A 26081-nucleotide genomic window follows, 5' to 3' on the forward strand; every position below is an offset into this window, starting at 1 on the left:
AATAAGTTTCAAAGCAAGTTGTTGCCAAAAAATTAGTTTGAAATTCGTGTCCAAATACCACAATGAAATAGACTAGGCAAGCTTGTAATGATAAAACTTAATTGAGTTTAAAAAAGTTGCCGATAAATAACCATATCACCATTATTTGATATTTGACCAAGTCAGGTCGCCACTTTCAATCTGCCCCACCAAATCTTGATGGTCGCTCAATAGTGCCTTTGCCCTGTCATTACCACTGTGATGACAGCAAAGTGCCGCTGCCCTGTTTTCGGCGGCATCATCACTGGCCAAAAGCCTTTCCATGTCTTTGAGCAGGGTGCCTTCAAGGTAGTTTGTCGTAGGCCTCCATATCAAGGGGTCAATGGCACGGGATGCTGCCCATCGTTCATGGGCATAATCAGAGATGATCCTTGCTAAATCAGCATTGGCACGTTGATCGACCCCTTGCATCTTGCTCAGGTCACTGCCTATAAAAACGGCTTTCAAGTACATTTGATTCCATTGCTGGTCATTGAAATGCAAGGTTGGGTATGGGTTGTTCAATGCAATGGCATCAAACACAGTGGCAATATTGGTTCTTAAACTATCGACAGCTATAAAACTGAACCTTCCCGGTTGGGGCAGCAGCACCAAGTACTTCAAAAACGTTTCCAGTTCTTTGCTATCTGCCATCTGTACCAAACGCACAATCTTATCCGCAAAATGCCCAGCATCCGCTTCAAGGGCGTTTACCAACAAGGCCAATCGCCCTGTTTCGACCAAACCGGTGTTCCGTTCCAAAAGAAAATCGGCCAATTTTTTATCGTTGCACTTCGATGCATCAAACGCCCGGTCTTTAAATTTACTGCTACAGAGGCTATAGGTCAAATACAGCTCACGCGCTGATTTTTTTTCGGTTATGGCTTTTATCTTTTGGGAAAACCAGTTTTTGGTGTCTGTATCCAAGTGCAGTTCAGCCAATTCTGAAAGCAATCTGCCAGATGCGGTATATTGCATAAAAGATATGATATAATTGTTTCGGAGTATCCACAAAGATAACCATCGCTTACCATTTTTATTACGCGCTCGGGGCAATGTTTTATCTTTGCATCACTAATCTTCAAAGTTTCAATAATGCTTGGATTAAAACTTCCTACTGACCCCAGATGGGTGAACATTGTTGAGAAAAATATTGAGGAAATCCTCACCGACCATGCGTACTGCGAGCAAAAGGCAGCCAGTACCGCTATCTCACTGATCGTGGGTTTTCCTGAGAAATCAGAACTTGTCAAAGAAATGGTGTCCCTGGCCCGTGAAGAAATGGGGCATTTCAACATGGTTCACGAGAAAATTCTGGAAAGGGGCTGGACGTTGGGACGGGAGCGTAAGGATGAATACGTTATCGAGCTGATGAAGTTTTTTCCCAAGGGAGGCAGTCGAGAGACCCATTTGGTGCATAAATTATTGTATGCCGCACTTATAGAAGCTAGAAGCTGTGAACGCTTCAGATTATTGTCAGAAAACATACAAGATGAGGAACTTTCTGAGTTCTACCGGAAACTAATGGTCAGCGAAGCGAACCACTACACCATGTTCTTAAAGTTTGCCCGAAAATATGGTGATCGTGAAGAAGTTGACCAAAAATGGCAAGAACTGCTCGATTATGAGGCCGAATTGATGAAAGACCTCGGTAAAAAGGAGACCATGCACGGGTAGGGTCAACTTTCCCTGTAATACAATGTTTTGATAATGCCATCGGATAGTCCGATTTGCGGTACATGTATTTTCTTTGCCCCGCTCCATTTTGCCGCCGACAAGAATATCCGCGTTGCAGGTACGATAACATCGGCCCTATCTGGGTTCAGCCCCAATTCAGCGACACAATCGTCATAGTCCATACTATCTAAAAAGTGGTACTGGGCATTCAGCCAAATGTATGAGAGGGGCTGACCCTGTTTACGGCCCGACATTTTGTGCAATTTATTGATATTGCCCCCAGAGCCGATTATTTCAACCTTTTGATAGGTCTTCACATGGGTGGTGACCCAATCTTTGATTTGTGTCCATATACTGTCGCTCACCAGATTATTGAGCAAACGAACGGTGCCTATTTTGAACGATTTTGAAACCAATACCTTATTGCCCGAAAAAAGGGTAAATTCTGTACTGCCGCCACCAACATCTACATACAGATAGGTGATGTCTGATTGCATAAGGTTTTTAAGGTCGGTCGAAGCGATGATCGAAGCTTCCTTCTTGCCATCGATTACTTCAATTTTGATTCCAGATTCATCATATACCCTCTCGACCACCTCTTGACCATTATTGGCCTCTCTGATTGCTGAAGTGGCGCAGGCCATATATTTTTCAACACCATGTACCTCCATCAGTAATTTGAACGCATGCATGGCCTTTACGATCCGCTCTTGGTTTCTGTCTGATATTTCACCGATGGTAAAAGAGTCTTCCCCTAAACGAATGGGCACCCGAATGAGCGCATTTTTTCTAAATTGTGGATTTTTGCCCTCCTCTTCAATCACGTTGTGTATCAGCAACCGAATAGCGTTGGATCCAATATCGATTGCTGCAAGTTTTCGAATGACCATTGTGTTTGGCTATGATTCCAATTTCCTTAGATAATAATCGTACATGGCAAATTGTGAACGTACCTTGGGGCCGTTGGCCTTTCGATAGGCATTGTCTTGGGCCTCTGAAAAGACCCTGGCCTTCACATTGTCGCTCCAACTGATCTCGAAGGTATCGATAAGTTCTTGCTTTATATCCTCATCATAGATGGGGCAGCCCACCTCAACACGATAGTCAAGGTTTCTTGTCATCCAATCCGCAGAAGATATATATACCTTTGGGTCGCCGTTATTGGCAAAAATGAACAATCTGGGGTGTTCCAAGAACTTATCGACCACACTGATGGCCTCGATGTTCTCGCTCATGCCCTCGACCCCGGGAATCAGGCAACAAATTCCCCTGATGATCAACTGGATCTTTACCCCTGCCCTGCTGGCCTCATAGAGCTTATCTACCATTTTGTACGAGGTAAAACTGTTCATCTTTATTTTGATGTACGCTTCTTTACCCATGATTGCATTGGCAATTTCGTTGTCTATCAACCTATTAAAAACATTTTTGGTGTAATGCGGCGAAACAATGAGGTGCTTGTACTTGTTGATCTTGTAGGAGGTCTCAAAAAAGTCAAAGACCTTGTTCAACTCTTTCAAAATACCATCATGTGCCGTGAACAGGGTGTAGTCTGTATACACACGGGCCGTTGATTCGTTGAAATTACCCGTACTGACAAAGCCGTATCGCTTAATGCCCTTTTCTTCTTCGCGCTCGATCAAACAGATCTTGCTGTGCACCTTTAACCCGGGTATACCAAATATTAGCTTTACCCCTTCTTCTTGCAGTTGGTTGGCATATTCAATATTGGCCTGCTCATCAAAACGGGCCTGCAGCTCGATCTGCACCGTTACCTGCTTGCCATTTTTAGCAGCGTTGATCAACGCCGCTGCCACCTGTGAGTTATTGGCCAAGCGATATACGGTGATCTTGATGGCCCTGACCTTTGGATCCAAGGCCGCCTCTTTCAAAAACTTGATAACATACGAAAACGTATGATAGGGCACATATTGCAGGTAATCTTTTTTGGCGATGCTCTCAAAAAGGCTTCCTTCAAAACTGAACCCCTTGACCGGGAGCGGTTTGATCTTTTCATAAAGCAAATCGGTACGGCCCAAGCTTGGGAACCCCATATAATCTCTCCTATTGTGGTAGCGCCCACCTGGTATTACGCTGTCGTTTTCTGCGATGCCCATCTTCTCTTTGAGATATTTCAGCGTATCGCGTGCTATGCTTTTGTCATAGACAAAGCGTACCGGATCGCTGATTTTTCTGTGTTCAACGCTGGAAGAGATCTTTTCGATGAAGCTTTTGCTCAAGTCATTGTCTATATCGAGCTCGGCATCGCGGGTAATCTTGATCATATGGGCCGATATGGACTCATAATCGAACATGGTGAAAATCTTATCAAGGCAAAATCTGATAAGGTCATCTAGAATAATGATATAATCTTTTCCATCTTTTCTGGGAAGCACCACAAAACGGTCAATGCCCTTCGGAATCTCAATCAGCGCATATTGCAACTCTTTCCGTTTCTTCAAAAGCCCTCCCGTTTCACTGTTCAAGACCATTTTTACGGCCAAATAGGCCGCAGTATCTTTCAATACGGGAAACTGTGTCACGTCGTTGAGGATTATGATCATCAACTCGGGACTGACCTTTTTCTGAAAATAGTCTTTGATGAACTCTGCCTGGTCATCGGTGACCCCTTCTTCGTTGACAATAAAAATATTCTGTGCCTCAAGTTCATCTTCAATATGCTTTAGAATCTCGATGCTTTTTGACTGTTGTGCGATGACAATCTTGGTAATCTCTTCCAACAGGTCTTTGGCGCGTTCGCCCCCCAAGACACTTTTTCCCTTTTTACCGGCATCAACGATACGTTTCACCGTAGCGTAGCGCACTTTGAAAAACTCATCAAGGTTGTTGCTGAAAATACCCAAAAACCGTAGCCTTTCGATCAAAGGCACGTTCTCATCCGCACTCTCTTGCAATACCCTTTCATTAAAATGTAACCAGCTAATCTCACGGTTTATGTACTCGTTGTTCAGTTTCGTCATATTGCTACTTTAAATGCTTTGGAAAAATTACCTGTTCTGTTTTCCCTTTAGAAATCGATTCCCATGTTGTTTGCTCGAACCGAATCTGCACCAACCCTGAAGTGGTAACGTTTTCAATGTACCGGTCGCCCCAAGTATTGGCCAAATTGGTAAAGGCATAGTTATGGCCGAATATCATTACCGCGTTTAAACTGTCATCCAGTGTTTTTAAGAAAGATTGCACAGCAGCGCCCGAAAAATCATATAGGTCATCTACAATTTGGACCTTTTGGAGGTCAAACTTCAAATTTCTTGAAAAGATCATCGCTGTATGCAGTGCCCGGTTCGCCGGACTAGAAAAGACAAAATCGATTGCCGGTCTGTCTTTTAAAAACGTCTTTGAAACCAAGTGGGCATCATTGATTCCCCTTTCTTTTAGAGGCCTGTCTCTGTCGGCCACGTCATATTCCCATGATGACTTGCCGTGCCTGACCATTATCAATCTCTTCATCATTACAGTTTTTAAGGTGCCAAACGTTCAATTTTCCAATTATAGTCTTCTTGCAATGTATAGCGTATACGATCGTGCAACCTGTTGGGCCTACCCTGCCAAAACTCTATACTGAACGGTCGCACCAAATAGCCGCCCCAATTTTTGGGTCGTTCAATTTCCTTTCCTTCATATTTTTTTTCGAGCTTCTTCATCTCTTGTTCCAGAACGGCCCTTGAGGGGACCACCTCACTTTGGTTTGAGACCAATGCACCCAACTGACTCCCTCGCGGGCGGCTCTCAAAATACCCGTCGGAAAGGTTCTCCGCTATCTTTTCTGCCTTGCCCTTTATGATTACCTGCCGTTCAAGGGTGGGCCAAAAGAAAGACAGGCAGACCGCAGGATTCTTCTCTATGGCCCTGCCCTTCTCGCTGTTGTAGTTCGTATAGAATATGAACCCTTCGTACGTAAACTTTTTCATAAGCACCACGCGGCTTTTGGGGTATCCATCAAGGCCATGGGTGGCTATTGTCATGGCATTGGGCTCATCCATGCTATCGGTGGCCTCAACCTCATAAAACCATTTTTGGAACAATTCCAAGGGGTTTTCAGGAATTGCATTCTCGATCAACTCGCTCTTTTCGTACGATTTTCGGTAATCGCTCAAATCTTTTTGCATGTCCCCGATGGTTTCAAACAAATTTCAACAAAACAGGGCAGAAGATAAAAGAATGTTGGTATTTATTGTGAAAGATTGCCTGAAAAATCAAATACTTTGCCATCATCGGCCAATGCTACCCTGTCAAAATGAGCTTCGGCCTCTTTTTTAAAGAGCTCCAATGAACCGTAGCGCATTGAGTAATGCCCTAAGATCAGTGTGCCAACATCGGCCAATTTTGCGATTTTGGCAGCCTGCGCCGCGGTCGAGTGTTTGGTTTTAAGGGCAAGGTGTTCATCTGAGGTCAAGAAAGTTGATTCGTGGTAAAGCACATGTACCTTTCGAAGGAAATTGACAAGGCCCTCGTCATAGACGGTGTCGCTACAAAAGGCATAGCTCTTGGGCGGTTCAGGGTCATGGGTCAACAATTCGTTGAATATGGTTTTGCCCTCGGTATCAGTGCCATCGCTACCTTGTTTGATCAGGTTGAACTGGCTTTTGTCAACGCCATATTTTCGGGCTGCCGCTATGTTGAGTTTGCGCAATGCCGGTTTCTCCTTAAAAAGAAAACCATTGGTATAGATGCGGTGCTTGAGCGGAATGGTTTCTACCGTGACCTTATCATCCTCAAAAATAAGCTCTGAGCCTTTTGAACCGAGCTCATGGAATAGTAACGGATAGGTTGTCCAAGAATCGCCCAGTTTCAGCATAAGGGTGATGGCCTCTTTGATTCCTTTGGGCCCATATATATGAAGCTCTTTTTTCCTGCCCAAAAGCCTGAACGTGGATACGAGTCCCGGCAGGCCAAAAAAATGATCTCCATGCAAATGCGATATGAACACATGGTTGATGCGCGAGAACTTGATCTTGTTCTTTCTGAGCTGAACTTGGGTGCCCTCTCCACAATCGATCAAAAAAAGATGGTTGCGAATTTCGAGTACCTGCGCGGTAGGGTTGGTCAAGGCCCTTGGGGTTGCCGAATAACAGCCGAGAATATGAACTTTCATAGGTCCAGATCCCGTTCAATCTCTTCCATTTCAATGATGTCCTTTGCCTCTTGGGTCGTAGGTACTACGCACATTTCATCAGGCACTTCATCATACGTCACTTTGTCGGTGACCAATACAAACGATTTTTTTGCAACTCGGTGTTGGTTTGAAAGTTCCAAGAACTCCAAAATATCATCGGCGGTCAACTTGTCAAATGAGAACAAGTTTACCACGATGTTGTCGTGCTTTAATTTAGGGTATGCATTTCTAAGGTTTTGCAAGAAGGTCTTCAGTGAGATGTTTTCTTGAAACACTATAGTGGTTGCACCATCTTTGTCAAAAATCATCTTATTTTATTTTAGAAGCCAATAAGTAAATAACCGCCATACGAATCGCCACTCCATTTTCAACCTGCTCAAGGATAATGGATTGGTTCGAATCTGCCACATCACTTGTAATTTCAACGCCCCTGTTTATGGGTCCGGGGTGCATGATCACAATTTGCTTGTCCAATCGATCTAATATCGCCTTGTTTACCCCGAACTGCTGGGTATATTCACGGGTAGAGGGAAAATAACTGACCTCCATGCGTTCGTTTTGAATGCGTAGCATATTGGCAACATCGCACCATTGCAATGCATTGAAAAGATTGGTTTCAACAGAGACTCCCAATGATTCGATATGCTTGGGTATCAAAGTCTTCGGGCCGCACACCTTGACATTTGCCCCCTGCAGTTTCAGGGCGAAAATATTCGATAGGGCCACCCTAGAATGCAATATATCGCCCACAATGAGCACATTTTTACCCGCTACGGTGCCCAGTTTTTCCTTAATGGAATACGAATCGAGCAGTGCTTGTGTAGGGTGCTCATGGGCCCCATCACCGGCATTGATAATGGAAGCGTTGACGTGTTTTGCCAAAAAAATGCCGGCGCCGGGGTTCGGGTGGCGCATCACCACCATATCAACTTTCATCGAAAGTATATTGTTCACCGTATCAATCAGGGTCTCGCCTTTCTTGACAGACGATTGCGATGCAGAAAAATTTATGACATCGGCCGACAAGCGTTTTTCGGCCAGCTCGAATGAAAGTTTGGTACGTGTACTGTTCTCGAAAAAGATGTTGGCAATGGTGATATCGCGCAAGGTGGGCACCTTTTTGATGGAACGGTTGATAACCTCTTTAAAATGGTCGGCAGTTTCAAATATGAGCTCTATATCCTTTTGGTTCAGATATTTGATTCCCAGTAAGTGGTTAACGCTCAATTCCCTCATTATTTCACTTATTTACCAAATAAACCACATCTTTTCCATCATTTTCCTTCCACATGACCTTTACTTTTTCTTCATTGATGGCATCGACCTGCCGTCCCTTGTAGTTCGGCTGTATGGGCAAATGCCTGCTAAAACGCCTATCTATCAATGTTAAAAGTTCAATTTCTTCTGGTCTGCCAAACGATTGTATGGCCGTGAGTGCCGCCCTGATGCTGCGTCCTGTATAGAGCACATCGTCGATAAAGACAACTTTTTTGTTCTCTACCAAAAAATCGATTTTGGTCATGTTCGCTTCCAAAATCTTGTCGCCCCTTCTAAAATCATCTCTATAAAACGTAATGTCCAAAGAGCCGAGTTTTATGTTTTCAACGCCATATTCCTCGCTCAATAGCTTGGTCAGCCGTTCGGCCAAGTAAATACCCCGTGGCTGAATACCTATCAACACAGTGTCTTTGAAGTCGAGATGGTTTTCAAGTAATTGACAGGCCAGGCGATGGAGAATAATTTGGATTTCTTTGGAGGAAAGCAGCACTCTCTGACTCATGGGCTTTGCACTGGCTCGTTTGTTTGACAAAAGTAATCATTTCTACAAAACCATTCTGCACAAAAAAAGCCCTGACGTTACGTCAGGGCTTTACTGTTCTTAAAATGAAAGTGCCTACTTCTTGTTTTCAGCCTCCATTTTATCTTTCAATGCCTGCAATTGTGAATTCGCATCACCAAGTGTCGGTGTCGCCTCATCAGATGAGGAAGACCGTTTTTTGGCCGCTTTGACATTGCGTTCTTCTTGCTCCCTGAAAATGGCGGTATGGCTGGCCACCACTCGTTTGAAGTCTTTGTTGAACTCAATGATCTTGAATTCAGCTTCCTCTCCCTTAACGAGTTTCTTGCCATCTTCCTTTTCCATGTGGCGCGAGGGTACAAAACCGGTTATATCCTCGTTGAACTTAACTGTAGCGCCTTTATCGACAATCTCAGCGATCGAAGCTTTGTGTACAGTCCCTTCGGCATACTCCTCGGCATATTTGTCCCACGGATTCTCAGTGGTCTGTTTGTGGCCCAAGCTCAATTTTCTTCCTTCCACATCAAGCTCCAATACCTCCACTTCAATCGTGTCACCAACGTTTACAAACTCTGATGGGTGCTTGATTTTCTTCGTCCAAGAAAGGTCAGAGATATAGATAAGGCCATCGATACCCTCTTCCAACTCGACAAATACGCCGAAATTGGTAAAGTTTCTGACGATACCTTTATGTCTTGAACCAACAGGGTATTTAGAGGTGATGTCCGTCCATGGGTCAGGAGTCAATTGCTTCATGCCGAGCGACATTTTGCGTTCTTCCCTGTCCAAGGTCAATACCACGGCCTCGACCTCATCGCCCACTTTCACGAAATCTTGGGCCGAACGCAAATGCGTTGACCATGACATTTCTGAAACGTGTATAAGGCCCTCTACACCTTCGGCCACCTCGATAAAGGCACCATAGTCGGCAATTACAACTACCTTGCCCTTTACCTTGTCGCCAACCTTAATCTCATCACCCAAGGCATCCCAAGGATGTTTCTCAAGTTGTTTAAGACCCAATTGGATTCTTGACTTGTTATCGTCAAAATCAAGGATAACCACGTTCAATTTCTGGTCTAGCTCGACCACTTCGTTCGGATGATTGATCCTGCTCCATGAAAGGTCTGTGATGTGGATAAGACCGTCAACACCGCCCAGGTCAATAAAGACACCGTACGAAGTGATGTTCTTGACAACACCCTCCAATACCTGGCCTTTCTCAAGCTGGCTGATGATCTCTTTCTTCTGTTCTTCGATATCGGCCTCGATCAGTGCTTTGTGCGATACCACAACGTTCTTGAACTCGTGGTTGATCTTGACCACCTTGAACTCCATGTTCTTGCCAACATATTGGTCGTAATCGCGAATAGGCTTCACATCTATCTGCGAACCTGGCAAGAATGCCTCGATACCGAATACATCTACGATCATACCACCTTTGGTGCGGCACTTTACGTAGCCCTGTACAATCTCTTCTTTGTCGTGGGCTTCGTTGATACGGTCCCAAGCCTTGATGGTTCTGGCCTTTCTGTGCGAAAGTACCAACTGGCCCGTTTTGTCTTCCCTGATGTCGATTAGCACCTCAACCTTGTCTCCTACCTTTAGGTCTGGGTTGTAGCGAAATTCGTTCAGCGAGATAACGCCTTCAGATTTAGCATTGATATCGATGATGGCCTCGCGGTCTGTCATGTGTACCACAGTACCCTCGACCACCTCTTCATCGGCCGTGTCCACGAAGTTTTCTTCAACAAGCTTCTCAAATTCTTTAAGCTTCTTGTCATCGACCCGTTCGATACCTTCTTCGTACTTGTCCCAATCAAAATTTTCAAGGTACTCTTGCGGGTCTTGTTTTGGGGCTTCTTCTTTTGTTTCTTTAGATTCTTCGTTGACCTTTGCAGTAGTTTCGTCAACGTTTTGCTTTGCTTCGGCAGCATCTACTGCTTCCGCAGTTTTTTTTTCTTCAGCCATGTGCTGATTTCATTTGTATTCCACGGAGTTACAAGAGTCAAGCGATTTCGTGGAAGAAATTATTATTTTGTTTTTCCATTCCTTTTTCCTCTTGGATTCGCTAAAAAAGGAGCGCAAAAATACAATTAATTACTTGTATTACAAACCATTATTGCCTCTAAATGGACAATTTTTCAAAAATGGCCAATAATTGCCTGCCCTGTGACTTTTATGGCTATCTTGTTTCCCAATTAGTAACCATTAATTTAATTAAGAATATTATGAGTGTAAAAGCAAAATATCAACCCGTATTGGATCTTGGGCAAAAGCTAAACATCAAAGACGGGGACGTACGTGAAGAAAACGGTGTCCTTAAAATAAAGGGGGTGGCAAACACCCAATATGAAAAAAACGTTCTTTGGGACAAGATCAAGGAAATCGGTGGTGAAAATCCCTCTGACATTAAGGCCAACATTACGGTTGCCGACAGTTCGGTATACCACCGCCACACCGTTCAAAGTGGCGAATCGCTCAGCAAAATTGCCAAGCACTATTATGGTGACGCCATGAAATACAACAAGATTTTTGAGGCCAACAGAAATATTCTGAAAAACCCAGACCTAATACATCCTGGGCAAGAGTTGGTTATCCCAAACCTCTAAAATCTTTTAGGATTTGAATGTTGAAAAGACGCCTATCGGGCGTCTTTTTTCTTGTCTTGACCAGAAATTACATCAAGGGCATAGTTGTGAATTGCCTCAAACTGCTCTTCCAACCCAAGATTTGAATTATCGAATTCAATGGCTTCCTCTGCCTTTTGCAAAGGCGATACTTTGCGGGTAGAGTCGATATGGTCGCGCTGACGAACATTTTTGAGTACCTCGTCGAAGGTAACCTGCTCCCCTCGTTGCCTCAGTTCATCAAAACGCCTTTGGGCACGGGTTTCGGGCGAGGCGGTCATAAAGATCTTCAACTCGGCATCAGGAAACACCACAGTGCCAATATCGCGTCCATCCATCACCAACCCTTTTTCGGCACCCATTTTTTGCTGCATTTCCACCAGTTTATGGCGCACCGCTTCTAGGGTAGCCACTTGGCTGACATATTTTGACACTTCGAGTGTACGTATCTCACGCTCTACGTTTTCACCGTTCAAATAAATATCTGATTGACCTGTCTCAGCATTGGGGCGGAACCTTAGGTCAATTTCTGAAAGACTAGCGACCAGGGCATCAAAATTGTCTTCAGCACCCCCAACATAGCCGTTACGGAGGGCAAAGAGCGTGACCGCCCTGTACATGGCACCTGTATCGACATACACGTACCCCAAGGCCTTTGCCAAACGCTTGGCCACGGTGCTTTTTCCTGTGGATGAGTAGCCGTCGATAGCTATGGTGATTTTACGCATGCGCCAAAAATAGACAGAATTTAAAGAAAAATACCTGCTAAAGCTTTTTGGCGTTCTTCACCTTTTGCTTGGTCAAGGCAATGGCGATTACCTCGCTCATGTCTTTGACATAGTGAAATTTGAGTCCTTTCAAATACTCGGGCTTTATTTCCTCTACATCTTTACGGTTGTCCTCACAAAGAATAATCTCTTTGATGCGCGCCCTTTTGGCGGCCAAAATCTTCTCTTTGATGCCTCCCACCGGAAGCACCTTGCCCCGTAGGGTTATCTCGCCGGTCATGGCGATGCTTTTTTTCACCTTTCGCTGGGTAAACAGTGACACCAATGAGGTAAGCATCGTTATGCCCGCGCTCGGACCATCTTTCGGTGTGGCCCCTTCGGGAACATGGATGTGTACATTGTACCTATCAAAAACATTGGGGTCTATACCAAAGCTTTCTGCATTCGACTTGATATACTCCATGGCAATGGTGGCCGATTCTTTCATTACCTTGCCCAAATTGCCCGTGATGTTGAGGGTGCCCTTGCCTTTCGACAGAATGGCCTCTATAAACAGGATGTCGCCGCCCACACTGGTCCATGCAAGGCCGGTAACCACCCCTGCCACCTCATTGTTCTCATACTTGTCACGTTCCATTCGGGGAGGGCCCAAGACCTTTTCGATATCGGCATTGGTAACCCTTACATTGTACGCTTCTTCAGTGGCGATGTTCTTTGCTGCATAGCGCACCATTTTGGCGATTTGTTTTTCAAGTGTCCTTACACCCGATTCACGCGTGTAGCCCTCTACAATCTTTTCAAGCTGTGGTTTACCAATTTTCAAGTCTTTGTTGGTAAGGCCATGCTCTTTCAATTGCTTGGGCAACAAGTGCCTTTTGGCTATCTCTACCTTTTCTTCAATGGTGTAACCGGTAACGTTGATGATTTCCATTCGGTCGCGAAGTGCAGGCTGAATGGTCGACAGGTTATTGGCCGTGGCAATGAACATGACTTTTGAAAGGTCGTAGCCCATTTCCAAGAAATTATCGTAGAAATCGTTGTTTTGCTCGGGATCCAACACCTCCAGCATGGCCGAAGAGGGATCCCCTTGGTGGCTATTGCCAAGTTTGTCGATCTCATCCAAAATAAAGACTGGGTTCGAAGTGCCCGCCTTTCTAATGTTCTGCACAATACGGCCGGGCATCGCCCCGATATAGGTCTTTCGATGGCCCCTGATTTCGGCCTCATCACGTAGGCCCCCAAGAGACATGCGCACATACTCCCTGCCGAGTGCTTCTGCTATCGACTTGCCCAACGAGGTCTTACCAACACCCGGAGGGCCGTACAAACAGAGGATGGGTGACTTCATATCGTTGCGCAACTTCAATACGGCCAGGTACTCGATGATCCTGCGTTTTACATCTTCCAGACCATAGTGGTCGCGGTCCAATATCTTTTGGGCCCGCTTCAGGTCAAACTTATCCTTCGAATATTCGTTCCAAGGCAGTTCAAGAATAAGGTCTAGGTAGTTTCTTTGAATTGAATACTCTGCCACCTGCGGGTTCATACGCTGCATCTTCGCCAACTCTTTCTCGAAATGCTCCCTTACCTTTTTGCCCCACTTTTTCTTTTTGGCCTTTTTGCGCATTTCTTCGACCTCTTCCTCGTAAGAGACACCTCCCAACTCTTCTTGAATGGTCTTCATCTGCTGGTGCAAGAAGTATTCGCGCTGCTGTTGGTCCATATCATGGCGCACCTTCGATTGAATGTCGTTCTTGAGCTCCAGTTTCTGCAGTTCAAGGTTCATGTACCGTAAGGTTGCCAAAGCCCTTTCTTGCAGGTCTGCAATTTCCAGTAGCTTCTGTTTCTCTTGAACGGAGAGGTTTAGGTTCGATGAAACGAAATTGATGAGAAACGAGTTGCTCTGGATGTTTTTGATGGCAAACGTTGCCTCACTGGGTATGTTCGGGTTATCTTTTATGATTTTGTAGGCCAAATCTTTGATGGAATCGATGATGGCCCCAAACTCCTCGTTGTTCTGATCTGGTCTTATTTCGTTCGCTTCGCGAATGGTAGCGGTCATATAAGGCTTCTCTGTGAGCACCTCGGCAATTTCAAAGCGCTTCTTGCCCTGTATAATGACCGTGGTATTGCCATCGGGCATTTGAAGTACCCGTAAAATACGGGCCACCGTACCTAACGTATTAATATCGTTTATTCCCGGATTTTCGGTCTTTTCATCTTTTTGTGATACCACACCAATAGTCTTGCTGCCCTGGTTGGCTTCTTTGATCAGACTGATAGATTTATCCCTTCCGGCGGTGATGGGGATTACCACACCCGGAAAAAGCACCGTATTGCGAAGCGGCAAAATTGGTAATATTTCAGGAAGGCTTTCGTTGTTCATTTCTTCCTCATCTTCGGGGGTCAATAATGGAATCAACTCAGAGTCTTCTTCAATTCCTTGAAAAGACAAATTGTCAAGATTTGTAAATTTCAATTCTGCCATATGTTAAATTTCGGTCATTCTGTCACGAACCCACAGAACAATTTCGTGCCCAATTCCAAGAAAGCATGGCCAAAATCGCCATTATTCAAGGGGTTCGACGGCAAAAATCTCTTATTTTACTGTACTTTGAGCAATTCTTATGCCATCAAACACAAAATTTCTGTTCAAAACTGTAACAAATGGCAAAACACCTACTCTATAAGACAAACCATTCAACTTTTTGAGCCGCCAAAATGAACATACTGATGCCCTCTTGAAAGAGTGCTTGGAAGGAAAGCAAAGTGCCCAGCTTGAAATTTACAACAGGTATTACAAGGCCATGTACAACACGGCCCTCCGGATTGTAAAGCACACGGCAGAAGCAGAGGATGTGATGCAAGAATCGTTTTTGAACGCGTTTACGAAACTGCACACATTCAAAGGCGATGTGACCTTCGGGGCATGGTTAAAACGAATTGTGGTGAACAACAGTATCTATCACTACCGAAAGCAACAGAAGTTAAAAGCTGTTGCCATAGATGAGGTACTTTACAAGGTTGAGGACAACGACGAGGTTGTTTTGAACCAAGATGGTTATACAGAACTGAAGGTTCAAAAAGTGATGGAAACCATGAAAAGTTTGAAAGACAATTACAGAGTTTCTTTGACCTTGCACCTCATCGAAGGATACGATTATGAAGAAATTAGCCAGATACTCGATATCAACTATGCCAATTGCCGGACCACTATTTCAAGGGCCAAAGAAAGTTTGAGAAAAAAATTGTCAGTAAATATCAATTGATTATGAAAAAGGATGCATTAGACGAGCTTTTTGGAAGATTGCAAGGCGGGTTCGACATAGAGGAACCTAAGACCGGGCACCAAGAACGCTTTCTTGAGAAACTCAGCAGATCAAAAGGCGTGGTCGCCATGCGACCAAAAAAGACGTCTTGGTGGAAGGCTCTTTCGATTGCCGCCTCATTGTTGTTGCTGTGCGCACTGGGTCTTAAATGGTTTGTTGAAGGGCCGTCCATTGATCAGCAAGTGGTCGAGATTGCACCTGAGATTTCCGAGACCCAATTCTATTTTGCCGGTCTCATAGAAGAACAGGTGCAAGAGCTCAAAAATGCCAAATCGCCAGAAACGGCACAAATGGTCGATGATGCCCTAAAACAACTCGATAAGCTGGAAGCCGATTACACCCAATTGGAACGTGACCTGGTAAATGGGGGTAACAGCAAGATTATTTTGAACGCAATGATCATCAATTTTCAAACACGGATCGATTTACTGAAAGAAGTATTGACCAATATAGAAGAAGTTAAAAATTTAAAACCATACAATGATGAGAACTTTACTATCTAAATATCTCTGCCTTATACTATTGGCCCTGCCAATTACCTTAGCGGCCCATACAGACCTAGGTGGCTGGAAGGGGAAGTATACCAAAGAAAAAACAATCAAAAAAGAGTTCAATGTCAATGCAAATGCCCTTTTAAAGGTAAAAAACAGCTACGGCAACCTGAACATTACCTCTTGGGACCAAAACATGGTCATGATCGAGGTGCACATCAAGACCAATGGCAACAATGAAGAACGCGTGCAAGAACGCCTTGATGAAATCAACGTTTATTTTGAAAATAACAGCAGCATGGTCTCGGCCATTACCCGTTTTGGAGACCGCGACCGAAATTGGGGCTGGAATTGGGGTAAACGAAACAATGTGAACGTACAGGTGAACTACACCATAAAACTGCCCGTGAAGAACAGTATAAACCTGAACAACGATTATGGCAATATATACCTAGACCGAATCGATGGCCATGCAAAGATCAGCTGTGATTATGGTAAAATGGAAATAGGTGAGTTGCGTGGCAGAAACAATGAACTTCGGTTTGACTACACCTCACGCTCAACATTTGAATATGTGAACAGTGCAGAGATCAATGCCGACTACTCCGGGTTTACCGTTGAAAGGGCGGGCAACCTCGTTGTCAAGGCAGATTATACCAATGCGGTTATAGGTGAAATGGAGAGCCTTCTCTATTCATCTGATTATGGTTCTATGGAAGTGGGCAGGGTGCAAAATGTTAAGGGAAATGGCGATTACATTGGCGTCAAGCTCGGAGAAGTACATGGAAATGTTGACATTTCAGCAGACTATGGATCCATCAAAATCTCAAAAATGGCTGCTGACGCAGGAAGCATTAATATGAACACAAATTATACGAGAATCAAAATAGGGTATGATCCACAATATTATTTCGACTTTGAAATCAATACGGAATATGCCGGGGTGAGTGGCAAAGAAGACTTTGAAATCAATATCAGTAAAGAAAAATCCAGTGAGCGTTACTACAAGGGCTTTCATGGAAAGAAAAACTCAGGGAACCAAGTGTACATAGTTAGTGAATACGGTGGAATAACCTTTTACAAAAATTAATCATCAATTTGTGGCCAGGTTTTAAATGTTGAATTAAAGCAATAGTTGAGACCAAGCTCGAACCATTAACACTAAAAACAAAACCATGAAGAAAGTATTGACATTAGGACTGGTTTTCTGTACAGTTGCAGCCTGTGCCCAATGGGGCAAACGTATAAAAGGAAACGGAAATGTAGTGACCATTGAACGCTCTGTGGGCGATTATGACCAAGTGGCCGTAGCGGGCTGGTTCGACGTAGAACTGGTCGATGGCAACGAGGGCGAGCTAACCCTTAAGGGCGAAGAAAACCTACTCGAATACATTAAAACCGAGGTAAAAGATGGCAAATTGGTCATCAAAACAGAAAAGGGTGTGAATCTCAGGCCTTCAACTTGGAAGGACGGTATTTTGGTAACGGTACCTGTAGAGCAAATAGAAGGCGTATCGCTATCGGGATCGGGTGATGTTATTGGAAAGACAACTTTGAGGTCTGACCGGTTCAGAACAAATATTTCAGGTTCCGGCGACATTGAACTGGCCATTGAGGCCGGTGAGGTTTCTGCCCAACTTTCAGGCTCTGGTGATATTGAACTGGAAGGGAAGGCAGACAAACTTAATGTGCAGGTTTCGGGATCGGGCGATGTAAAGGCATACGACCTTAAGGCCGAACATGTAGATGTTCAAGTATCAGGTTCTGCCGATGTCAAGGTAACCGCCAACCAGTCATTGAATGGCCGGGTATCTGGATCGGGCGATATCAGCTACAAGGGAAATCCAAAAAAAGTGAACACCAAGTCTTCTGGTTCAGGGGACATCAACAGTTATTAGCGAGTTTATTACAACAATCGAGACGAACAGCAATCATCAAACCGTCCGCCAGCGGTGGACCGAAAACAAAAAAGTCCTGTTTATCCTGATAGCTATCAGGAAGCGGGACTTTTTTTATGGACCCTTGTCAACAAAAAGGCGCCCATCAAAAAGAAAATGCCCAAAAAGATGGCGGCGTTTCGCATACTACTAGTAAACTGGGCCACAAAGCCATACAGAAAAGTGCCTATCACAATCCCAATTTTTTCGGCCACATCATAAAAACTGAAAAAAGAGGTGGTATCGGTGGTCTCTGGCAGAAACTTGGAATAGGTAGAACGTGAAAGTGCCTGTATGCCGCCCATAACAATGCCTACCAAGCCTGCTGCAATATAGAAATCGGTCGGTGTAACCAAAAAATAGGCGTAGATGCACAACAGCAGCCAAAAAATATTGATGGCAATCAGGGTTTTGATGTTGCCTAAAGCCTTTGAGGCCTTGGCAGTTGCCGTGGCCCCTAAAATGGCCACGATCTGAATAACCAAAATGCTGATGATCAAACCGGTGGTGCGCTCACTGTCAGTGCCCCAATTAATCTCTTCCTCGCCAAAATAAGTGGCGATCAGCATAATGGTCTGCACGGCCATGCTGTACACAAAAAAGGCAATCAAATAACGTTTCAGACGGGTCTCTTGCCCCAATTGCTTCCAGACGCTGCGGAGTTCGAGAAATCCGTTCAAGATGATGTTCTTTCGTTCCCCTTCTTTTCTATAGCCTTTGGGCAAGTGGTGAAAGGTATATTGGCTAAAAAGCATCCACCAGATACCGACGGTTACAAATGAGTATTTCATGGCCTTTATCTCGGCCACCTCTGCCCCACTATCGGTAATACCAAAAAAGTCAGGTTTCATGACCATGGCAAGGTTGAACAACAGTAGAATGACGCTTCCTACATAACCCATCGAAAAACCTTTTGCACTGATGCCGTCTTGCTGTTCAGGATATGCTATATCGGGCAAGTACGAATTGTTGACGGCAAAACTGACCCAAAACCCCACCAATCCGAAGAAATAACAGGTAAGTCCGAAGTAAATATGCTCCAACGAAAACCAGTAAAGGCCAATACATGAAACAGCCCCCAGGTAACAAAAGAATTTTAGAAAGACCTTTTTGTTGCCCAAATAATCGGCAATGCCCGAAATCAATGGAGTGACAATGGCGATAAAAACAAAGGCGGCCGAGGTTACATAACTGATCAAGGGCGCCCTGGCAATCTCACCACCAAAAACCGTTACCTCTTCTATGCCGGCGCTTCTGAAAAGCCCCCCGTAGAATATCGGAAAAATGGCCGAGGCAATCACAAGACTATATACCGAATTGGCCCAATCGTAAAACGCCCAAGCGTTCAACAATTTTCTGTTGCCTTTCATCGCCAGCACTTTCGCCATAGCGGTAAAAATATAAAAAGCCACCTAAAAATGGTGGCTTTTGTGTCAAATGGTAAAATTTTCTTTATTCAAAAGTAGTGACTCCAAATTTTGCAGCTTCTTGTTTGGCCAATGGTGCCCAGGCTGTAAGGTTCTTGATGCGTGTATCGGTAGAGGGGTGCGTGCTCAAGAACTCTGGTGGAGCCTGTTTTGCCTGTGCTTTCATACGTTTCCAAAGCTCAGCTGCCTCAGCGGGGTCGTAACCGGCGATAGCCATTATCTGCAGACCGATCCTATCTGCCTCTGTTTCATGGCTTCTGCTAAAGGGCAGCATAACCCCTACTGCCGAGCCAATACCGTAAGCCTGATTAAAAATATTACGTTTTTGCGGGTCTTTGATGGCAACATTGCCAGCAACTGCACCCAATTGCTGCAACATACCGGCACTCATACGCTGCGCACCGTGGTCTGCCAAAGCGTGGGCCACCTCATGGCCCATGACCACTGCAATACCGGTTTCATCTTGACAGATGGGTAGAATACCCGTATAGAAAACAATCTTACCGCCTGGCATGCACCAAGCATTCACCGTTTCGTCTTTGACCAAATTATACTCCCATTTATAATCTTTTAGATAGCCAGGATAGCCGTTGGCATCCAACCAACGTTCAGCAGCGGTGGAAATGCGCTGACCAACTGTCTTGATCATCTTGGCCTCTTTGGTACCCTCCACCACTTTGTTTTCATTCAAAAACTGGTCATACTGGGCAAACGCCATGGGAAAAATCTGGCTGTTCGGATAAAAATTCAAAGTTTTTTTTCCTGTAAAGGGATTGGTCTTACATGCAGCCACTGCCAAAAACAGTGTCAATGCCAATAAGATTCTTTTCATAATGCTAGTGTTTATGTTTCGTAAAGTACGAAAAAAATCAAGCTCCGAAAAGATGCAATTCAGTGAAATCTTTGCTGATTTCGATGTTGTTGTTACCGTTCAGCTTTACCGATTTCAAATCGACCTTTTCATTGTCGAGTTCAATTTTTTTGATGGTAAAGGGCAATCCGTGAAACTGCAGCCGCAGCTTGTTATAAGGTGTTATATAACTACCGTCTTTGAACTGCTGCACAATTAGCTCTTTGGGTTTGCCCCGTAGCCTGAACTTTCTAAGACTGAACCTGCCTTTTTTGTAGTCATAGCCTTCGTGCTGGTCTTCATAGACCATCGAGTTCTCGGTACCGTCTTTGTAGTACACATCGAGTTTCAGTTCAGTAAGTTCCTTCTCGCCCACATATTGCTGTACAGGGTACTTGGGCACTATGGCGCCTTCTTTGACAAAAATTGGAATTTTGTCAATGCCGGCCGCCACCCATTTCTCGTCGCCGCCTTCTACCACTTCATCTGTCCAATAATTGTACCATTTGCCCCTAGGTATGTACATTCTTCTTCCTTGGGCATTGGGTTCTTGAACCGGGCACACCAGTATCTGGTCTCCGAATATGAATTCATCTGTCCTAAAATGGGTTTGGGAATCTTCTTGATCGTAGAAAACAAGTGATTTCAACATGGGAAGCCCATCGTTCACATACTTGTAGAACATGGTGTAGATATAGGGCAACAGCTCATATCGCAATTCGATGAACTTTCTGACGATATCTGTTATTTCTTTGCCGAACGACCAAGGCTCTTGATCCCCGTGGTCACCACTCGAGTGTACCCGACAGAACGGATGAAAAATGCCCAACTGTATCCATCTGGCGAACAGTTCGCCATTGGGTTGCTCGGCGAAGCCACCGATATCGGAACCGATAAAAGAGTATCCGCTCATACACATTCGCTGGGCCTGAACGTTGGCAATCCAAAGATGCTCCCAAGTGGCCACGTTGTCACCCGTCCAAGTGGCACAATAGCGCTGGGTGCCCGAATATGCCGCACGTGTCAACACGAATGGCCGTTTCGGGAAGGTATATTTTTTAAGCCCCTCAAAGGTGGCCCTGACCATTTGCATACCGTAAACGTTGTGTGCCTTTCGGTGGCTGCAACGGTGACCATCATAATCGTGGCGTACATCGAGGTTGGCCGTTTTTGAGGGCACATCCATAATGGCTGGTTCGTTCATATCGTTCCAAACACCATGTACACCAACATCTGCTATCATCTCTTTATAAAGATCTGCCCACCACTCGCGAACCGCCGGATTGGTAAAATCTGGGAACTTGCACTCTCCAGGCCATACCTTGCCCTTAAAATGGGGGCCATCGGCACGTTTACAGAAATAATCGTTTTCCATGGCCTCTTGATATACCCAGTAATCGCGGTCGATCTTAATACCAGGGTCGATCATGGTAATGGTCTTGAAACCTATCTCCTCGAGTTCTTTGACCATTCTCTTGGGGTCAGGAAAACGACGGTTATCCCACGTGAAACAGCGAAATCCATCCATATAGTCGATGTCGAGGTAGATGGCATCACACGGAATCTTCAATTTGCGAAAAGTATTCGCTATCTGTTTTACCTTTTTCTCTGGAAAATAGCTCCATTTCGACTGGTGAAAGCCCAATGCCCAAAGGGGCGGCAATTCGGGTACCCCGGTCAAATTGGTATAGGCCTCGACCACTTGCGACATTTTGGGCCCAAAGAAAAAATAGTAATTCATTTCACCCCCATCGGCCCAAAAACTGGTGACGTTGCGCCGCTCGTGGGCAAAATCAAAGTAGGTGCTGAACGAGTTGTCAAAGAAAATGCCATAGGCCAAGTCGTTGTGAAGGCCCACATAAAAGGGTATGGCCTTGTAGAGCGGTTCTTGGTCTTTTCCAAACGCATATTGGTCAGTGACCCAGTTGTTGGCCCTTTTTCCCTTTAAATTGGTGTGGGAGGCCTTGTCGCCCATGCCATAATAACTTTCGGCAGATTGGGTGACTTTGCTCATCTTTACAATGTTACCCCCATAATCGAAGTTTTCCTCCCAATGAAAGCCCGTTTCATCTTCGTTGATGATCGTACCTTCCAAATCGGTGATCTTGACCTTTAAATTGCCTTTGTTGATGTAGATCCTGAGCTTTGAAGTGGTGATCAGGTATTCGAGTTTGCCATCTTCCACCTCCAATGAGTTGAACCCCAAGCTTACGTCATCGCTTATAGCATAAGAAAAATCAGGTTCGAACACATATTCGGTGGCATACCTGAACCTAATAACGCTATCTCTCAAAACGGTCAACTCTAAAATGACCCCATTTTTGGTGGTGAAGTACAGCCGGTCCCGTTCTTGCTTGAAATCAACTATTTCATTCGGAAACTGGTTTCCTTTCTTTTGAACTTGTGTAGTGGTAATCATTTCTGGTCTATTAAACGCACAAAAGAAGTGCTTTACTACGAGAACTAAAAAAGATATTTTTCACAAAAATAGCACTACATCGTTGTAGAAGAATTATTTATACACCAGGGCACCCAATGGCGGCAAGGTCATTACCACCGATTTCTTGTGGCCGTGCCATGCAGTGTCTGATGGTTTTAATGTTTTCTTGCCGACACCACTGCCCCCGTATTTTTTGTCATCACTGTTGAAAAGTAACTTCAACTGGGTCGATTTAGGGGTGCCCACCCGATAATTCTCACGTGGTATAGGGGTAAAGTTCAGCGCAATGACAAGGTCATCTTTTGGATTGCTGCCCTTTCGGATGAAGGTCAAGACCGAATTTTCGGCATCACCGTAATCGATCCACTCAAAACCTTCGGGGCTAAATTGCTTTTCGTGCAGGGCCGGATGCTTTTTGTACAAAGCATTCAAATCTTTTATCACCTCTTGAATGCCCTTATGGAAATCGTACTGTGTCAAGTGCCAATCAAGGCTTTGCTCAAAATTCCATTCTGAAGTCTGCCCAAACTCGCCCCCCATAAAAATAAGGTTGGTACCGGGGTGCGTGAACATATACCCGAACAAAAGGCGTAAATTGGCAAAACGCTGCCACTCATCGCCGGGCATTCGATAAATCAACGATTGTTTGCCATATACCACCTCATCGTGCGAAAACGGCAACATGAAGTTTTCGGTAAACGCATAGGTCAAACTAAAGGTAATATCGTTTTGATGGTGCTTTCTGTATATGGGTTCTTTCTTAAAATACTCGAGCGTATCGTGCATCCAACCCATCATCCATTTCATTCCAAAGCCAAGTCCGCCCAGAAATACGGGTTTTGAGACCCCGGAGAAAGCGGTCGACTCTTCCGCAATGGTCTGTATGCCATCAAACTGCCTGTAGACCTCTTCATTGAGCTCACGCAAGAACGACATGGCCTCCAGGTTCTCGTTGTTGCCGTACATATTCGGTTCCCACTCCCCTTCTTCCCGTGAATAATCGAGATAGAGCATTGAGGCAACGGCATCGACCCTGAGTCCATCGACATGGTATTGGTCAAGCCAAAATATGGCATTGCTGATCAAGAAGGCCCGCACTTCATTTCGACCATAATTGAAAATCAGGCTTTTCCAATCAGGGTGATAGCCCCTTCTGCGGTCGGGGTGCTCGTAAAGGTGCGACCCATCGAAAAATCCGAGTCCGTGCGCATCTTCAGGAAAGTGCGATGGTACCCAGTCCAATATCACACCGATATCGTTCCGGTGCAGTTCATCCACCAATAGTTTAAAGTCGTCGGGTTCACCAAAACGCGAAGTGGGGGCAAAATAGCCCGTCAGTTGATAGCCCCATGATGGGTCGTACGGGTATTCCATAATGGGCATGAACTCGACATGGGTGAACCCCATTTCTTTCACATAGGCCACCAGCTCTTTTGCAAGGTCTTTGTAGGAAAGAAATTCATTGCCATTCTTTCGCTTCCACGAGCCCAAATGCACCTCATAGACCGAAAACGGCTTGTCAAGCGCGTTGATTTCTTTGCGCTTGCCCATCCAATCGACATCTTTCCATCTGTAATCGTCATCCCAGACAATCGAGGCCGTTTTGGGGGGCTGCTCGCAGTAGCGTGCAAAGGGATCGGCCTTTTCTGTCTTGATATCGTTGTTGTGCGAGTGTATTTTGTATTTGTATTTGGCGCCTTTGGCAACACCCGGAATAAACCCCTCCCAGATGCCGCTTTCATCCCAACGTACATATAGGGGGTGGTCGCCCTCGGTCCAAAAATTGAAGTCGCCCACCACAGATACTGATTTCGCAGTTGGGGCCCAAACCGCAAAATAGGTGCCCTTTTCGCCATCGACCTCGATCAAATGCGAGCCCAATTTTTCGAAAAGGCGGTAGTGCTTGCCCGCTTTGAACAAATTGATGTCAAAATCGGTTAAAAGACTATGTGGTTTTACATTCGCCATGGAATATTTTTTTAGTTAGTTGGTTTCGTCAATGATGCTCATGATTCCCTCAAGCGGAATCACGGCCCAATCTGGTCGTGAGTTCATTTCGTAGCCAAGCTCATAGACCGCTTTTTCGAGCATACAGTATTTTAAGATAAACGTTCGTTCTTGCTTATACCCTATGTTCAGGTTGTTCTCTTGTATCAGTTTCATGTAACTATCATAAAACACGGCAATGAAATAGCGATACAGTATCTCGCCTGCCTTAAATAGTTCTTCTTTTGAATGGGGATAATCATCACCATTGTTGAAAATAGTCGCGTAAATGGCATAGTGGAACGACCGGAACATACCGGCCACATCTTTGAGCGGCGGCTGTTTGACCTTACGGTCGCGAATGGTACTCTCGGGCTCTCCCTCAAAATCCAAAAGATAAAAATCATCATCTTTTACCAACACTTGGCCCAAATGGTAATCACCATGTATGCGTATACGCTCACCCTTGAATTTTGTCCAATCGAAATTCACGAACCGCTTTCTTATTTCGTTCTTTCTTTCAAGAAAATTCTTGGCCAATTCCAACGATGGCCCCTGTAGACGCTCTAGGTTGTTCTCCACTATGTTCAAACGGTTCTGAAACTGGTAAAGCAGCCTGTTTTTCAACCAAACCTCGTAATCGCCGTTGTAATGGGTCGGGTGAAAGGCTGTATCACTGAACTCAGAACCCAGGGCCACATGCATCTCTGCCGTGCGCTGCGCCAATTTCTGCAACATCACAAACACGTGCAAGCCCGCCCAATCTATAATCTGGGGAGGCACATCGTTTATGCCCAGACGAGCGAACATGGGCACTTCAGGCAGATCATGTACGTTGATGCGCTTGTACTCAAGATTATGGAAAATAATGTTGAGCTGCTTGGTCATATAGCTCCAGGCGTCACCCTGGTTCTCTACCAATTCTTGCATCAGGGCAATGGTAATGTAGGCCCCGTCTGAGTCGATGACATTGCTGCTTCCCAAATAGGCAGGTGTGTTTTTGTACCCCTTGGTTTCGGACAAAAAACGGCTCATCTCGTAATCGGGATTCTTATCGGAATAAATCCTCCGAAAAAACTTGATGACAGCATTGTCATTGATAATGATAGAGGTATTGCTCTGCTCCATCCCCATAAAACGGGAAGATTTATACTCCGTATCCTTGAAGTGGGCGCTTTTGTGGTACTGCACTTTTGTGGTATCGTTCGGCACCGCGGTCATGATCCGTTCAAATACCAATTTTCTAAAGGCCTCGAGATTCAGGGCATCGATGATAAAACCGTTCTGGCCCTTCATGCAAATAGGCAGAATACGCTCCTTTTCGGCAAAACTCTCGTCTGAAACGAACGCAATGGGCAAAAAATAATGCTGGTAAAAGGCCTCTTCGAAATTGACCTGTAGCAACAGACCGTAATAGACCTCTTCGTTTTGTTGGATCTTGAAGTATTCTTGAAGCTCAATATACTTCAGTTTGCTCGACTTGCCCCCGTACCAACGCTGCTGCACCACATATTTTTCAAGCACGTCGGAAAGAAAGACCTTGATGAACTCTTCGTTTTCGATAAGTTCTTCCCAAACCACATCAAACTGGTAAGGGGGCTGCAGCACTTCATCTTTCTTCTTCTTTGTCATA

General features: G+C 44.9%; 23 protein-coding genes. 6 read left to right on the forward strand and 17 right to left on the reverse strand.

What is annotated here, in order from left to right:
• Window positions 1-141: 141 nt before the first annotated feature.
• A complete protein-coding gene (locus VC82_RS01535; protein WP_045800817.1) occupies window positions 142-996 on the reverse strand; it encodes an EboA domain-containing protein in 855 nt (284 codons plus the stop codon).
• A 117-nt stretch (window positions 997-1113) separates the two neighbouring features.
• On the opposite strand from VC82_RS01535, the gene VC82_RS01540 reads away from it, so the two are divergent.
• The gene (locus VC82_RS01540) at window positions 1114-1695 is read left to right on the forward strand and encodes a MiaE family protein (protein ID WP_045800818.1); all 582 of its coding nucleotides are present in this window, start codon (window positions 1114-1116) and stop codon (window positions 1693-1695) included.
• A 2-nt stretch (window positions 1696-1697) separates the two neighbouring features.
• Here the strand turns inward: VC82_RS01540 and VC82_RS01545 are convergent, their stop codons facing one another.
• From VC82_RS01545 to rpsA, 9 genes are all read right to left on the reverse strand, one after another.
• Window positions 1698-2585, reverse strand: a complete 888-nt coding sequence (locus tag VC82_RS01545; protein ID WP_045800819.1) for a Ppx/GppA phosphatase family protein — start codon at window positions 2583-2585, stop codon at window positions 1698-1700.
• 9 nt (window positions 2586-2594) lie between these two features.
• Window positions 2595-4676: a polyphosphate kinase 1 gene (ppk1, locus tag VC82_RS01550; RefSeq protein WP_045800820.1), complete on the reverse strand. Its 2082-nt coding sequence runs from the start codon at window positions 4674-4676 to the stop codon at window positions 2595-2597.
• A gap of 4 nt (window positions 4677-4680) precedes the next feature.
• Complete coding sequence (locus tag VC82_RS01555; RefSeq protein ID WP_313777709.1) at window positions 4681-5169, reverse strand: SixA phosphatase family protein; 489 nt, start codon at window positions 5167-5169, stop codon at window positions 4681-4683.
• An 8-nt stretch (window positions 5170-5177) separates the two neighbouring features.
• The gene (gene pdxH / locus VC82_RS01560; RefSeq protein WP_045803167.1) at window positions 5178-5825 is read right to left on the reverse strand and encodes a pyridoxamine 5'-phosphate oxidase; all 648 of its coding nucleotides are present in this window, start codon (window positions 5823-5825) and stop codon (window positions 5178-5180) included.
• Between the two features lie 62 nt (window positions 5826-5887).
• Window positions 5888-6811, reverse strand: a complete 924-nt coding sequence (locus tag VC82_RS01565) for a ribonuclease Z (RefSeq protein WP_045800821.1) — start codon at window positions 6809-6811, stop codon at window positions 5888-5890.
• Window positions 6808-7140, reverse strand: coding sequence for a hypothetical protein (locus tag VC82_RS01570; protein ID WP_045800822.1), 333 nt, complete (start codon window positions 7138-7140; stop codon window positions 6808-6810). Before VC82_RS01570 ends, VC82_RS01565 begins: the two co-directional genes overlap by 4 nt.
• A gap of 1 nt (window position 7141) precedes the next feature.
• Window positions 7142-8068, reverse strand: a complete 927-nt coding sequence (locus VC82_RS01575; RefSeq protein ID WP_045800823.1) for an aspartate carbamoyltransferase catalytic subunit — start codon at window positions 8066-8068, stop codon at window positions 7142-7144.
• A 4-nt stretch (window positions 8069-8072) separates the two neighbouring features.
• Complete coding sequence (gene pyrR, locus VC82_RS01580; RefSeq protein WP_045800824.1) at window positions 8073-8612, reverse strand: bifunctional pyr operon transcriptional regulator/uracil phosphoribosyltransferase PyrR; 540 nt, start codon at window positions 8610-8612, stop codon at window positions 8073-8075.
• 114 nt (window positions 8613-8726) lie between these two features.
• Window positions 8727-10601: a 30S ribosomal protein S1 gene (gene rpsA, locus VC82_RS01585; protein ID WP_045800825.1), complete on the reverse strand. Its 1875-nt coding sequence runs from the start codon at window positions 10599-10601 to the stop codon at window positions 8727-8729.
• Window positions 10602-10861: 260 nt separating this feature from the next.
• On the opposite strand from rpsA, the gene VC82_RS01590 reads away from it, so the two are divergent.
• A complete protein-coding gene (locus tag VC82_RS01590; RefSeq protein ID WP_045803168.1) occupies window positions 10862-11242 on the forward strand; it encodes a LysM peptidoglycan-binding domain-containing protein in 381 nt (126 codons plus the stop codon).
• Between the two features lie 32 nt (window positions 11243-11274).
• On the opposite strand, the gene cmk is transcribed toward VC82_RS01590, so the two are convergent.
• The gene (gene cmk / locus VC82_RS01595; protein WP_045800826.1) at window positions 11275-11988 is read right to left on the reverse strand and encodes a (d)CMP kinase; all 714 of its coding nucleotides are present in this window, start codon (window positions 11986-11988) and stop codon (window positions 11275-11277) included.
• A 37-nt stretch (window positions 11989-12025) separates the two neighbouring features.
• Complete coding sequence (gene lon, locus VC82_RS01600; RefSeq protein ID WP_045800827.1) at window positions 12026-14476, reverse strand: endopeptidase La; 2451 nt, start codon at window positions 14474-14476, stop codon at window positions 12026-12028.
• Between the two features lie 220 nt (window positions 14477-14696).
• Between lon and VC82_RS01610 the strand changes: the two genes are divergently transcribed.
• The 4 genes from VC82_RS01610 to VC82_RS01625 all read left to right on the forward strand — a co-directional run bounded on the left by VC82_RS01610 (window position 14697) and on the right by VC82_RS01625 (window position 17706).
• Entirely contained in the window at window positions 14697-15257 is a 561-nt protein-coding gene (locus tag VC82_RS01610; protein ID WP_045800829.1) for an RNA polymerase sigma factor, read from the forward strand.
• Between the two features lie 2 nt (window positions 15258-15259).
• Complete coding sequence (locus VC82_RS01615; RefSeq protein ID WP_045800830.1) at window positions 15260-15820, forward strand: hypothetical protein; 561 nt, start codon at window positions 15260-15262, stop codon at window positions 15818-15820.
• A complete protein-coding gene (locus VC82_RS01620) occupies window positions 15801-16898 on the forward strand; it encodes a DUF4097 family beta strand repeat-containing protein (protein ID WP_045800831.1) in 1098 nt (365 codons plus the stop codon). The genes VC82_RS01615 and VC82_RS01620 overlap by 20 nt, the downstream gene beginning before the upstream one ends.
• Window positions 16899-16983: 85 nt before the next feature.
• The gene (locus VC82_RS01625) at window positions 16984-17706 is read left to right on the forward strand and encodes a head GIN domain-containing protein (RefSeq protein ID WP_045800832.1); all 723 of its coding nucleotides are present in this window, start codon (window positions 16984-16986) and stop codon (window positions 17704-17706) included.
• A gap of 95 nt (window positions 17707-17801) precedes the next feature.
• Here the strand turns inward: VC82_RS01625 and VC82_RS01630 are convergent, their stop codons facing one another.
• The 5 genes from VC82_RS01630 to VC82_RS01650 form a co-directional block, all read right to left on the reverse strand.
• Entirely contained in the window at window positions 17802-19133 is a 1332-nt protein-coding gene (locus VC82_RS01630; protein ID WP_045800833.1) for an MFS transporter, read from the reverse strand.
• A 64-nt stretch (window positions 19134-19197) separates the two neighbouring features.
• A complete protein-coding gene (locus tag VC82_RS01635) occupies window positions 19198-20004 on the reverse strand; it encodes a M48 family metallopeptidase (RefSeq protein ID WP_045800834.1) in 807 nt (268 codons plus the stop codon).
• A 37-nt stretch (window positions 20005-20041) separates the two neighbouring features.
• The gene (locus VC82_RS01640) at window positions 20042-22441 is read right to left on the reverse strand and encodes a glycoside hydrolase family 31 protein (protein ID WP_045800835.1); all 2400 of its coding nucleotides are present in this window, start codon (window positions 22439-22441) and stop codon (window positions 20042-20044) included.
• 93 nt (window positions 22442-22534) lie between these two features.
• Window positions 22535-24430 (reverse strand): 1,4-alpha-glucan branching protein GlgB, encoded by a 1896-nt coding sequence (glgB, locus tag VC82_RS01645; protein ID WP_045800836.1) that lies wholly within the window; start codon window positions 24428-24430, stop codon window positions 22535-22537.
• Window positions 24431-24445: 15 nt separating this feature from the next.
• A complete protein-coding gene (locus VC82_RS01650; protein WP_045800837.1) occupies window positions 24446-26080 on the reverse strand; it encodes a maltokinase N-terminal cap-like domain-containing protein in 1635 nt (544 codons plus the stop codon).
• Window position 26081: the final 1 nt, after the last annotated feature.

The sequence above is a fragment of the Flagellimonas lutaonensis genome (genome assembly GCF_000963865.1).
Taxonomy (GTDB): Bacteria; Bacteroidota; Bacteroidia; order Flavobacteriales; family Flavobacteriaceae; genus Flagellimonas_A; species Flagellimonas_A lutaonensis.